This is a genomic window from Caballeronia sp. GAWG1-1 (genome assembly GCF_023631465.1).
GTDB lineage: Bacteria > Pseudomonadota > Gammaproteobacteria > Burkholderiales > Burkholderiaceae > Caballeronia.
Genome location: NZ_JALQDB010000023.1, coordinates 31,356 through 44,182, shown reverse-complemented (window position 1 = coordinate 44,182; position 12,827 = coordinate 31,356). Strand labels below are relative to the sequence as shown.

The window sequence follows — 12,827 nt, the reverse complement described above, 5'->3', positions numbered from 1 at the left end:
AAAGAGCCACCTTCGGTCACGCATCTCGACGGTCTTACTGTCTTTCACGACCTGATTCGCAGATATCTGCCTCAAGCCGTCTCACATCCGTATCTCGACGGTCTGACTGTCCTTCACGATGCCGGTAATGATCTGTCCGTTGGCCGTCTTCACGCGGACTTGCTGGCCGGGCGCGGCGTTGTTCATCACGCTGCCTTCGGCGGAAATCGAGAATCCGGAGCCATCCGTGACGACGTGCACCGTCTGGCCGACCGCAACCGAGCTGGCGGCGCGCAGCATGTCGGTGCGCAGCGGCAACCCCGCCGGCACGCGCGACAGCGCGATTGCGCCCACGGCTTGCGCGGGATCGGTGACCGTGGCCTGCGGCATCGCGGTGATATCGCCTTCGTGGGCGACCACATCGCCCTGACCGAGCATCTCGCCGGGTGCGATCGCGCGCGCCGCCGTGTAGTAAGTCGCGTTGATCGCCACGCGCGCTTGCAGATAGAGCGTCCACGGGCGCTCGCCGACGCAGCGCACGCCTACTGTCATACGGCCCCAGAGCCGTGCGCCGGTCGGCATGAACGGATCGATCGACGAACACGGCGCGAGACCTCGCGGGAACGCAGGCGTCACGGTGATCTCGACCTTGCCCGGCAGTCCGGCGGTTTGTTGCTGAAGAAAAGCCACGGCAGCCGCGCGAATGCTCTCGCCGTCCTGGACGGTGGCGCCGGTGGCGTTCGCCTGTGGCAGCGTCGTCGCGGCGGGCGCTGCGGCGGCTCCCGCCGTGGCGGACGGATTGAAACTGACGCGCTTCATCGGCGATGCCGCGCTGGAAACGGGCGCCGTCGTGCCTGCCGCGATCGGACGCACGGCGCCGTTGCGGGCGGGAATGGCGTCGTCGCGGGTGACGACCACGGGAATCACATCGCGCGACGGCGTGACGGAGGCGACTCTGCGCGGGTTCGCGTTCGCGGCGGTATCGGGTTGAGCTGCGGTTTGAGCGGCGCCCGGAGCATCGGCAACCTTGGAAACGGGCGCGCTCATCGCGCCGCTTACTACATTCTGATTAGCAGAGGCCGCCGCGCGCGCCGTTCCAACGCCCGTTTGCGCCTTCGCTTCGCCCGGACCGGGAATGACGATCATGCCGCTTGCGTCGTCCATGGCGTCGTCGGCGGCTTCGGCGCGTGCTTCGAGCGCGAGCGCGGCGTGGCGCATGGCGGCATCGGCGGCTTTGCTGGCGTCGCCGTAGCCGCTCGGGCGCGACATCATCGCGGATGAAATTGGTGCCTGAGAAACGGCGGCCACTGGTGCGGGCGTGGTCGCGGGCGCGGCTTTCGCGGTCTTGAGACCCTTCGCCATTTCCGCCGCGGCTGCCGGATTCGTCTCCGCATTGCCCGGAATGACGATGGGACCATCGTCCTGCTGCGCGTAAGCGTTCGCCGTAAAGCCAAAACCAGCGGCCCCGACGAACAGGAGGGCCACGCCAGCCGCCGAGCGTCGCGCAAGCGACGACGCCTTTTGCACGCGGCGCTCCATCGCGGCGACGCGGGCAAGAGCCTTCGACGAATGACTGGCGGACCTGCTCATTACTTCTCTCCCTCGCGCGCCGCGAATGCCGCGACGGCGTTCTGATTCGATTGAGCCGTCCCGCCCTTTGCGGGGGCGCGGACAGGACGGCGACTGCAAACCGCTAACGACACGCCGCGATTTCCACGGCGGCACTCCCATTCGACTGACTCGTCTTGCCCAGGGCCGGGGCGCGGACAAGACGGCAACTGCACATCGCTGGACAAACCCCGCCGCAATGCCACGGTGGCCGAGCCCATCCACCCGAAGTCCCACGAACATCACAGCCGCTTCGACTCCCAAACCATTCCTTTCGACCACGAACCAGATTCTAGATAGACCGCGCGGCGATCAAGCGTCGAATAGAGGCCCCGTTTCCCGGTTATTCGTCGGATTAGTTGTTGCGCGCCGCTCCTAATATTCGTGTCATGCAAAAAGGTCTTGGCGATGCCGGACCCGGACCAAACATCTGTAGAGGACGGTGATGCTAGACAAACTCGACAAGGAATTCGCCTTCGGCCGCGAAGCGCTCGATGTCCGCGCGTATCGGCAGGAACTGCTTTCGTCGAATATCGCCAACGCGGACACGCCGGGCTACAAGGCGCGCGACGTCGATTTCTCGTCCGCCCTTGCCGGCGCGCTGAAGAAAGGCGGCGCCACTGGCACGGCGAGCAGCGCGGGCACGAGCAGCACCGGCACGCTGGCAATGGCGCAGCCGGTCAGCGTGAGCGCTGGCGCGGCAATGGCGGTCACGGCGCGCGGCCACATGTCGGGCACTTCGACGCTCACCGCATCCGGCGGTTCGAGCGACGACTACGGCCGCCTCGCCTATCGCGTGCCGAACCAGCCGTCGCTCGACGGCAATACGGTCGATCTCGACGCCGAGCGCGTGCAATTCGCGGACAACGCGCTGCACTTCGAAGCCGGCATGACGGTGTTGAGTTCGCAGATCAAGTCGATGCTTTCGGCGATCACGTCGAACAGTTAAGGAGCCAGAAAACCATGCCTTCTTTGATGAACATTTTTAGCGTGGCCGGTTCGGCGATGTCGGCTCAGGCGCAACGCCTGAACGTCACCGCGTCGAATCTGGCCAACGCGGACAGCACCACCGGCCCCGACGGCCAGGCGTACAAGGCGAAGCAGGTCGTATTCGCGGTCGATCCGCTCGGCGGCGCGAAGAGCGGCTCCGGCCAGCAAGTCGGCGGCGTGCAGGTCACCGGCGTGATCGACGACCCGAGCCCGATGAAAACCAGTTACGACCCGAGCAACCCGGCGGCGAACGCGGACGGCTACGTGACGCTGCCGAACGTCGATCCGGTGCAGGAAATGGTCAACATGATGTCCGCGTCGCGTTCCTATCAGGCGAACGTCGAAACGCTCAATACCGCGAAGCAATTGATGCTCAAGACCCTCACCATCGGAACCTGAAGGAACATAACGTGACAACCAGCACAACCATCGGCAGCAACGGCACCACGGTGTCGCAGACGCTCCTCGACACCATGAACGGCGCGTCGTCGGCTTCCTCGACGTCGTCCAGCTCGAGCTCCGGTTCGACTTCGGGCACGTCCGCATCGGACCTGCAGAACACCTTTCTCACGCTGCTCGTGACGCAGTTGAAGAACCAGGACCCGACCAACCCCGCCGACAGCTCGCAGATGACTTCGCAGCTCGCGCAGATCAACACGGTGTCGGGCATCGGTCAGTTGAACACGTCGCTGTCCTCGCTCGCCACGCAGCTTTCCGCCGGCCAGTCGACGCAAGCGGCGATGCTCATCGGTTCGACCGTGCTCGCCTCGGGCAGCAACGTGTCGGTATCGAGCGGCGCGTCGTCGACTTTCGGCGTGCAGCTCGCCAACGACGTGAGCGACCTTCAGGTCGTCGTCAAGAACTCGTCCGGCCAGATCGTCAACACGCTCGACCTTGGCGCGCAGAGCGCAGGCGTCGTGCCGGTCTCGGGCTGGAAGCCGGTCGACTCGAAGGGCAACACGCTCGCCGACGGCACTTACACGATCACCGCGCAAGGCACGATCAACGGCCAGCAGGCAACGGCGACCACGCTCGCGGCCTCGCAAGTCCAGAGCGTCGTGCAGATGACGGGCGGCGCGCCGGGTCTCAAGCTCGCGAACGGCTCCACGGTCGCACTGTCGAGCGTCGCCTCGATTCTTTAAACAAACAGACATTCCAGAGAGAAACACATGAGCTATCAACAAGCACTGAGCGGTCTGGGCGCTGCATCGAGCGACCTCGACGTGATCGGCAACAACATCGCGAACGCGAACACGGTCGGCTTCAAGCAAGGCCAGGCGCAATTCGCCGATATGTACGCAAGCTCGATGGCCACCGCCGTCAGCAACCAGATCGGTATCGGCACGCGCCTGTCCGAAGTGCAGCAGCAGTTCTCGCAAGGCACGATCACGACGACCAACCAGGCGCTCGACGTCGCCATCAACGGCAACGGTTTCTATCAGTTGTCGAACAACGGTTCGACCGTGTACTCACGTAACGGCGTGTTCCACCTCGACAACACCGGCAAGATCGTCAACTCGGCCGGCCTGCAACTGATGGGCTACGCGGCGGATTCGAACGGTGTGGTCAACAGCGCAAGCACGGTGCCGCTGTCGGTGCCGACGGCCAATATCGCGCCGACCGCGACGAAGACCATCACCGCGTCGTTCAACCTGAATTCGCAGGACGCAGTGAAGGACAAGGCCGCGTTCGATCCGACCAACGGCAACACGTACAACGCCTCGACCTCGGTCGATGCCTACGATTCGCTCGGCGGCACGCAGAAGGTCTCGGTGTACTTCACGAAGTCCGCGACGGGCTCGTGGGAGGCGTTCGCGGGTTACGGCGATCCGGTCACGCAAAAGTCGGATCTCGGCGCGGTCACGTTCGATACGTCGGGCAACCTGACGAGCAGCCCGAAATACACCTTCACGATTCCCAACGGCGCGGACCCGAGCGGCACGACCACGCAGTCGCTCACGCTCGACCTCACCGGCACGACGCAATACGGCGCGACGAGCGGTCTCGCGAATCTGCATCAGGACGGCAACAGCACGGGCGAACTGACCGGCTTCACGGTTGGCACGGACGGCATGCTGACGGGCAACTACTCGAACGGCCAGACCAAGTCGCTCGGCCAGATCGCGATTGCCAACTTCAACAACCAGAACGGTCTGCAGAACCTGGGCGGCAACGTCTACGCGCAGACGGCGGCTTCGGGCGCGGCGCAGGTCGCGGTTCCGGGCTCGACCAACCACGGCGTGCTGCAAGGCGGCGCGGTGGAAGACTCGAACGTCGATCTGACGAGCGAACTCGTGAGCCTGATCACCGCGCAGCGCAACTATCAGGCGAACGCGCAGACGATCAAGACGCAGCAGGCCGTCGACCAAGCGGTCATCAACCTGTAAGCGTCGCCAAGTCAGTCAAGGAAGGAAGCGATTCATGGACCGTCTGATCTACACCGCGATGACCGGCGCAAGCCAGGCGCTCGAACAACAGAGCGTCGTGGCGAACAACCTGGCGAACGCATCGACCACGGGCTTCAAGGCTCAACTCGCGGCGTTCCGTCAAGTGCCGATGTCGTTCGAGAACCAGTCCGCCGATGGCACGACGCGCACTTTCGTGCTCTCGTCCACGCCGAACGCGGACTACTCGGCAGGCCCGATCTCGCAAACGGGCAATCCGCTCGATGTCGCGATTCAGGGACCCGGCTGGCTCTCCGTGCAAACGGCCGACGGCAACGAGGCCTACACGCGCGCCGGCAATCTGCACGTGGATCAGAACGGTCAGCTCGTCACGGCGAACAACTTGCCGGTCCTCGGCACGAGCGGCCCGCTGTCCATTCCGCCGGGCGCGGAAGTGACGGTCGGCAAGGACGGCACGGTGTCCGCGCTGATTCCGGGCGATCCGCCCACGGCGATCGCGACGGTGGATCAGCTGAAGCTCGTGAATCCCGATCCGTCGACGCTGTCGCGCGGCGATGACGGCCTCTTCCATACCGCCGATGGCGACCCCGCCGAAGCGGACCCGAATGTGGTCGTGGCAGGCGGCTCGCTCGAAGGCAGCAACGTGAACCCGGTCTCCGCGATGGTCTCGATGATCTCCAACGCACGCCAGTTCCAGATGCAGACCAAGCTGATGGAATCCGCGGACCAGAACGAACAATCGGCGAACAAGCTGCTGAACTTCAGCTAAGCCGCACAGCCAAGACATTAGGAAACGAACGACATGAACCGCTCCCTCTATATCGCCGCGACCGGCATGAATGCTCAGCAGTCGCAGATGGACGTGATCTCGAACAACCTCGCCAACGTGAGCACCAACGGCTTCAAGGGCTCGCGCGCGGTGTTCGAGGATCTGCTTTATCAGACCGTGCGTCAGCCGGGCGCGAACTCCACGCAGCAAACCGAACTCGCGTCGGGCAGCCAGCTCGGCACCGGCGTGCAGCAAGTCGCGACCGAACGCCTTTACACGCAGGGCAACCTGCAACAGACCGGCAACTCGAAGGACGTCGCGATCAACGGTCAAGGCTTCTTCCAGGTGACGATGCCCGACGGCACGACCGCCTACACCCGCGACGGTTCGTTCCAGACCAACGCGCAAGGCCAGCTCGTCACGTCGAGCGGCTATCAATTGAATCCGGCGATCACGATTCCGCAAAACGCGACCGCGATCACCATCGGCTCGGACGGCACGGTCTCGGTCACGCAGCCGAGCAGCACGGCCAGCACGACGGTCGGCCAGATCACGCTCGCGTCGTTCATCAACCCGGCCGGTCTCGAAGCGAAGGGCGAAAACCTCTTCGCCGAAACGGGCAGCTCGGGCGCGCCGAACGTTTCGCAACCGGGCCTGAATGGCACGGGCTCGCTGCAACAAGGCTATGTGGAAGCGTCGAACGTGAACGTGGTGCAGGAACTGGTCAACATGATCCAGACGCAGCGCGCCTACGAGATCAACAGCAAGGCCGTGACCACGTCCGACCAGATGCTGCAGACGCTTTCCCAGATGCAGGTTTGACGCAGAAGCATTAAACGGATCATCAAGATGTCGCCACTCAACACTATCGTTCGCGCGTCACGCCTTGCATCGCTTCTCGCGCTCGGCGCGGCGCTTGCCGCTTGCGGCCTCGTGCCGAAGGAACCGATCATCCAGCAGCCGATGACCGCGCGTCCGCCGCAGCCGCCCATCGGCACGCGTTCGCCCGGCGCGATCTACAACGCGGGCTATGCGGGCCGGCCGCTGTTCGAAGATCAGCGTCCGCGCAACGTCGGCGACATCCTGACCATCGTGATCTCGGAAAACGTCAACGCGACGAAGTCGTCGGCGGCGAACACCAACCGCACCGGCACGGGCGCGTTCGCCGTGCCGACCGTGCCGGGCGTCTTCGGCGGCCTCTTCAACAACACGAACCTGTCGGCCACGGGCGCCAACAAGTTCACGGCGGGCGGCGGCGCAAGCGCGGCCAACACGTTCAGCGGCACGCTCACCGTCACCGTCACCGAAGTGATGTCGAACGGCAATCTGATGGTCAGCGGCGAAAAGCAGATGCTCATCAACCAGGGTAACGAATACGTGCGTTTCTCGGGCGTCGTCAATCCGACGACCATCTCGGGCAGCAACACGGTCTACTCCACACAGATCGCCGATGCGAAGATCGAATATTCGGCGAAGGGTTATATCGACGAAGCGCAAAACATGGGCTGGCTCCAGCGCTTCTTCCTCAACGTCGCGCCGTTCTGACCGATCATGAATTCGCTCCTTCGCTTCCTCTCGTTCTCGCTCGCGGCTGCTGTCGTCGCCATCGGCTCCGTTCCGCATGCGCACGCCGAGCGCCTGAAAGACCTCGTCTCGTTTCAAGGCGTGCGTGACAATCCGCTGATCGGTTATGGCCTCGTCGTCGGTCTCGACGGCACGGGCGACCAGACCATGCAGACGCCGTTCACCACGCAGAGCTTGACTAACATGCTCGGCAACCTGGGCATCACGGTGAATTCAGCGACCACGTCGAACATGCAATTGAAGAACGTCGCCGCCGTGATGGTGACGGCCACGTTGCCGCCGTTCGCGCGTCCCGGCGAAGCGATCGACGTGACCGTGTCCTCGCTCGGCAATGCCAAGAGCCTGCGCGGCGGCACCTTGCTGATGTCGCCGCTGAAGGGCGCGGACGGTCAGGTCTACGCGATGGCGCAGGGCAACCTCGTCGTCGGCGGCGCGGGCGCAAGTGCGAACGGTAGCAAGGTGCAGGTCAATCAACTCGCGGTGGGCCGCATCTCCGGCGGCGCGCTCGTCGAACGCGCGGTGCAGAGCACGGTGCTGCAACAAGGCGGCACCATGCAGATGGAACTGCGCGAGATGGATTTCGACACGACCCAGCGCATCGTCGCGGCCGTGAACAACCAGTTCGGCACGGGCACGGCGCTCGCGCTCGACGGCCGCACGATTCAGTTGCGCGCGCCGTCCGAAGCGAGCGAACAGGTCTCGTTCATGGCGCAATTGCAAAACATCGACGTGCGTCCGGCGCAAGCCGCGGCCAAGGTCATTCTGAATGCACGCACCGGCTCCATCGTGATGAATCAGATGGTCACGCTGCAGAATTGCGCGGTCGCTCACGGCAACCTGTCGGTCGTCATCAACACGAAGACGGCGGTGAGCCAGCCGAACGCGTTCTCGAACGGCCAGACGGTCGCCGCGAAGGAATCGTCGATTCAGTTGAAGCAGGATAGCGGCGCGCTCAAGATGCTTTCGGCGGGCGCGAATCTGGCGGACGTGGTGAAGGGCTTGAACGCACTCGGCGCGACACCGGCCGATCTAATCTCGATCCTTCAGTCGATGAAGGCGGCGGGCGCACTGCGCGCCGACCTCGAAATCATCTAAGGGACGACGGCACATGAACTCGACTTCGAGCGGTATCGCCAACACGGCATTGGCATCTACCGAGACGGGCGGACTGTCGAACCTGACCAACCGCTTCGCGCTCGATACGCAGGGCTTCGACGCGTTGCGCGCGCAGGCCAACGCATCGCCGCAACAGGGTTTGAAGGCGGCAGCCAAGCAGTTCGATGCGGTCTTCACGACGATGATGCTCAAGAGCATGCGCGATGCGACGCCCTCGGACAGCCCGTTCGAGTCGAACGATACGAAGTCGTTCACGGCGATGCTCGACCAGCAGTTGTCGCAGCAGATGTCGTCGAAGGGTATTGGCGTGGCGGACGCGATGTACAAGCAGCTCATGCGCACGGCGGGCATCAAGGACACGTCGGCCACGGGCGGCGCGGCAAACGGCATGAACGCGATGAACGCGCTGTCGGGCGGCGGCGGCAGCAGCGACTCGAACGCGGGCAACATCGCCGCAATGAACGCGATGGCCAAGGCCTACGCCGCGGCGCAGGCCAACAAGAGCGGCGCATCGCTCAACAGCGGCAACGGCTACACGGGCGCCGACGCGCTCGATCCGGGCGTGCGCGGCAACGGTTCGGACAAGGTCAACGCGTTCGTCGAACGGCTGGCCACGCCCGCGCAAGCCGCGAGCGCGGCAACGGGCATTCCGGCGCGCTTCATCATCGGCCAGGCGGCGCTGGAATCGGGCTGGGGCAAGCGCGAGATCAAGTACGCGAACGGCGCGACGAGCCACAACATTTTCGGCATCAAGGCGACGTCGAGCTGGACCGGCAAGACAGTGGATTCGGTAACGACGGAATACGTCAACGGTCAGCCGAAGAAGGTCGTGGAGCGCTTTCGCGCCTACGATTCCTACGAAGCCGCGCTCACCGACTATGCGAGCGTCATCAAGAACAATCCGCGTTACGCGCCGGTCGTGGAGGCATCGCGCGATGTCGCGGGCTTCGCGCACGGCATGCAGAAGGCAGGCTACGCGACCGACCCCCAATACGCGAAAAAGTTGATCTCGATCATGCGTCAGATCGCCTGACGAAGCGTTTTCGAATTCGACCGAAAGGCAGGCGTTTCGTCAACGGCGGAACGATCCTGCCTTTTTGCGCTCGGCGCTCAATACGTTGATTTAGAGCCATGCGCGCTCTTTGGCCTGCTTCGTGCATGTGCAAACGTTTTAGTCCTCGTAGGGACGGCGCGCCACATATTTTTCGGGGCTGCCTGTCTAAACTTTGCTGGCAGTTTGCCGCTATCCCTAAGAAGAAACTGCCGGTTCGAAGGTGAGCCGGTTCGACACGTGGCGTAGCGGAAATGGACGGTACGCGACCAATGAATACGGCCAGCACAATGAATATTAATCACATGCAGGACTTCGCCGACGACGACATTGCGCCGATCGTGGACTTTGGACGACGCAATCCGCTGGAGATCGGTGTGTCGTTGCGCAACCTTGCCCATCGCGGCGACTTTTTGACCGCGCAATACGGCGACGGGCAGATTGTTACGCGCCTTCTGGACGTCGATGTTACGGGACATCGCTTTACGTTCGACTGGGGCGGCATGGCGGAACAGAATCGTCACGTGCTGGCTGCGCCCAAGCTGATTTTCAGTTCGGCGCCGGACGGCGTGCGACTCGAATTCACCACGGGCGCCGCGCGTGAGACCGTGTTCGACGGACGTCCCGCTTTCGAGGCCGAGTTTCCGCCGGTGCTTTACTACATGCAGCGTCGCGAATATTTCCGCGTCGAAGCGCCAGTGCTCGACCCCTACATTTGCAGCGGTTCGCTGCCGGATGGCGAGCGCTTTCGCTTCGAAGTGCATGATCTTTCGCTCGGCGGCGTCGCGTTGCGAACCACCGACGAACGCGTGGCCGACCTGGAGATGGGCATCGTGATTCAGGATGCCGAACTGCACTTCACGACCACCGGCAAGGTGACCGTGGATATCAAGCTGGTGTCGCACAGGGAATCGACGACGGCCAAGGGAGATCGCCGCTTCACGCTCGGCTTCAAATTCATTTCGATGCCGGGATCGGCGGAAAACACGCTGCAGCGGCTCATTACGCAACTGGAAATGAAGCGGCGCGCGCTGGCGAAGTAAGGCGGCCGTTCATATTGGTTTCATCCCTCGCGGCGGCGCTGCTCTGAGCGCCGCCCGTCCTGCTGCAAGGTTTCCCGGCTTTTTCCATTCCCTCGCGTCGCGATACAGCCAAAAGCGCCCGCCGAAATCCAATCCGAATAAGCCCCAAAACCCCCTTCAAATCGCCAAATTGCGCTTGCACGACGCGCTTGATAATGCCCAAGTCGAGCAAACCGTCCACGGTATCCGCGTTGAAGAACCGGTCCGCGAACGTTTGCCGAAACGCTCAACTTTCCCGGCGCTTCGCCGATAAACAAGGCAGCTATCCGGCGGCGTTGCATGACGCCATCGCCGCCAAGACAAGGATCAACGCATGTCCAACAACATCTTCAATATCGGCCTGTCGGGACTGAATGCGGCTCAATGGGGCCTGACAGTCACCGGGCAGAACATCAGCAATGCGGCGACGCCCGGCTATACGCTCGAAAAGGCTTCGTTTCAGGAGTCGTCGGGACAGTACACGGGTTCCGGCTATCTCGGCAGCGGCGTGCAGACGACTACCGTCACGCGTCAATACAGCCAGTATCTGACCACGCAGGTCAACAACACGACCGCGTCGAGCAGCGCCGCCAACACCTATTACTCGTTGATCTCGCAGCTGAACAACCTGGTTGGCGATCCCACCACCGGTATCGCAACCGGCATCAGCAACTATTTTTCGGGCATGCAGTCGGTGGCGAATTCGGCGAGCAGCACGTCGTCGCGCCAGTCGCTCATGAGCAACGCGCAGACGCTCGCGAATCAGCTCAATTCGGCAGGCGAGCAATACGACCAGTTGCGTTCGAGCGTCAACACGCAACTGACGAGCGCGGTCTCGTCGATCAACAGCTACACGCAACAGATCGCTGATCTCAACAAGCAGATCAACGTCGCCAGCGCGCAAGGTCAGCAGCCCAATCAGTTGATGGATCAGCGCGATCAGGCCGTTGCGAGTCTCAGCTCGATGGTCGGCGTGCAAGTCGTGCAAACGGATGGCAACTACAACATCTTCGTCGGCAACGGACAGCCGCTCGTCGTCGGCGGCACGGCTTCGGCATTGCAGACGGTGACATCGCCGACTGACCCGAGCGAATTGACGGTCGCGTTCAAGAGCAAGGACGGCACGACGCCGACCGCCGCGCAGACGCAATACCTTGATACCAGCGCGTTGTCGGGCGGCGTGGTCGGCGGCCTGATGGACTTCCGCTCGCAAACGCTCGATCCGGCGCAAGCGCAACTCGGCGCGATTGCGACGAGCTTTGCCGCGCAACTGAACGGACAGAACTCGCTCGGCCTCGATCTGAACGGCCAGGCTGGCGGCGCGCTCTTCTCGGCGGGTTCGCCCACCGTCTACGCCGACGCGCGCAACAAGGGCACCGGCACGGTCACGGCCGAGTTCTCCGATGCCACGCAGCCCACGTCCAGCGATCTCACGGTCACCTATAACGGCACCGGCTTCGACGTGACCGATACCCAGAGCGGCAAGGCGCTCGGCAGCTTCACGCCGCCCAACGCGTTCGACGGTCTGAAGATCACGCCGTCGGGCACGATGCAAGCGGGCGACTCGTTCTCCATTCAGCCGACGCGCGCCTCGCTCGACAACTTCCAGCTCGCGACGACCAACGGCTCCGCGATCGCGGCCGCTTCGCCCGCGGTGACATCGGCGGCGACCGCGAACACCGGTACGGCCACGATTTCCTCGGCGACGGTTGCGGCGGGTTACAGCACGCCTTCGGCTATCGCGCTCACTTACAACTCGACGGCGGGCGGCTTCACGTCGAATGTCGCGGTGACCGTGGGCACCACGAATTACCCGGCCAACACGACCATTCCCTACGATTCGTCGAAGGGACTCACTGTCACGTCGAACGGCATCAGCGCGACGATCAGCGGCAAGCCGGCCAATACGGACGTGTTCAACATCAATCCGAACACGGGCGGCACGAGCGACGGCAGCAACGCGCTCACCATGTCGAACCTGGTGTCGACCAAGTCGATGAACGGCACCGACACGCTCACGAATTCCTATGCGAACTACGTGAACCAGATCGGCAACCAGACGAACCAGCTGAAGAGCACGAGCTCGTCGCAAACGGCGCTGCTCAGTCAGGCGACATCGGCGCAACAGTCCGTGCAGGGCGTGAACCTGAACGAGGAAGCGGCGAACCTCATGCAGTATCAGCAGCTTTATCAGGCGAACAGCAAAGTGATTCAGACGGCTTCGACGCTGTTTCAGACGCTGCTTGGCATCTTTAACTGAGGCA

The 12,827-nt window shown here is 63.2% G+C and carries 12 protein-coding genes; 11 read left to right on the top strand and 1 reads right to left on the bottom strand.

What is annotated here, in order from left to right; genetic code table 11:
* Positions 1-81: 81 nt before the first annotated feature.
* Positions 82-1,569 (bottom strand): flagellar basal body P-ring formation chaperone FlgA, encoded by a 1,488-nt coding sequence (gene flgA / locus NCT03_RS13615; RefSeq protein ID WP_250492804.1) that lies wholly within the window; start codon positions 1,567-1,569, stop codon positions 82-84.
* Positions 1,570-2,032: 463 nt separating this feature from the next.
* Between flgA and flgB the strand changes: the two genes are divergently transcribed.
* The 11 genes from flgB to flgK all read left to right on the top strand — a co-directional run bounded on the left by flgB (position 2,033) and on the right by flgK (position 12,823).
* On the top strand, positions 2,033-2,536 hold the full coding sequence (flgB, locus tag NCT03_RS13610; protein WP_244826560.1) for a flagellar basal body rod protein FlgB: 504 nt from the start codon (positions 2,033-2,035) through the stop codon (positions 2,534-2,536).
* Between the two features lie 14 nt (positions 2,537-2,550).
* Complete coding sequence (flgC, locus tag NCT03_RS13605; RefSeq protein ID WP_244826559.1) at positions 2,551-2,976, top strand: flagellar basal body rod protein FlgC; 426 nt, start codon at positions 2,551-2,553, stop codon at positions 2,974-2,976.
* A gap of 11 nt (positions 2,977-2,987) precedes the next feature.
* The gene (locus tag NCT03_RS13600) at positions 2,988-3,719 is read left to right on the top strand and encodes a flagellar hook assembly protein FlgD (RefSeq protein WP_244826558.1); all 732 of its coding nucleotides are present in this window, start codon (positions 2,988-2,990) and stop codon (positions 3,717-3,719) included.
* 27 nt (positions 3,720-3,746) lie between these two features.
* The gene (gene flgE, locus NCT03_RS13595; protein WP_244826557.1) at positions 3,747-4,964 is read left to right on the top strand and encodes a flagellar hook protein FlgE; all 1,218 of its coding nucleotides are present in this window, start codon (positions 3,747-3,749) and stop codon (positions 4,962-4,964) included.
* A gap of 34 nt (positions 4,965-4,998) precedes the next feature.
* Positions 4,999-5,751 (top strand): flagellar basal-body rod protein FlgF, encoded by a 753-nt coding sequence (flgF, locus tag NCT03_RS13590; RefSeq protein ID WP_244826556.1) that lies wholly within the window; start codon positions 4,999-5,001, stop codon positions 5,749-5,751.
* Between the two features lie 33 nt (positions 5,752-5,784).
* The gene (flgG, locus tag NCT03_RS13585; protein WP_244826555.1) at positions 5,785-6,573 is read left to right on the top strand and encodes a flagellar basal-body rod protein FlgG; all 789 of its coding nucleotides are present in this window, start codon (positions 5,785-5,787) and stop codon (positions 6,571-6,573) included.
* A gap of 27 nt (positions 6,574-6,600) precedes the next feature.
* The gene (locus tag NCT03_RS13580; RefSeq protein ID WP_244826554.1) at positions 6,601-7,296 is read left to right on the top strand and encodes a flagellar basal body L-ring protein FlgH; all 696 of its coding nucleotides are present in this window, start codon (positions 6,601-6,603) and stop codon (positions 7,294-7,296) included.
* A gap of 6 nt (positions 7,297-7,302) precedes the next feature.
* Positions 7,303-8,430, top strand: coding sequence for a flagellar basal body P-ring protein FlgI (locus tag NCT03_RS13575; RefSeq protein WP_244826553.1), 1,128 nt, complete (start codon positions 7,303-7,305; stop codon positions 8,428-8,430).
* 13 nt (positions 8,431-8,443) lie between these two features.
* A complete protein-coding gene (gene flgJ, locus NCT03_RS13570) occupies positions 8,444-9,484 on the top strand; it encodes a flagellar assembly peptidoglycan hydrolase FlgJ (protein WP_250492802.1) in 1,041 nt (346 codons plus the stop codon).
* 308 nt (positions 9,485-9,792) lie between these two features.
* Entirely contained in the window at positions 9,793-10,545 is a 753-nt protein-coding gene (locus NCT03_RS13565) for a flagellar brake protein (protein WP_244826551.1), read from the top strand.
* A 352-nt stretch (positions 10,546-10,897) separates the two neighbouring features.
* A complete protein-coding gene (flgK, locus tag NCT03_RS13560; protein WP_244826550.1) occupies positions 10,898-12,823 on the top strand; it encodes a flagellar hook-associated protein FlgK in 1,926 nt (641 codons plus the stop codon).
* Positions 12,824-12,827: the final 4 nt, after the last annotated feature.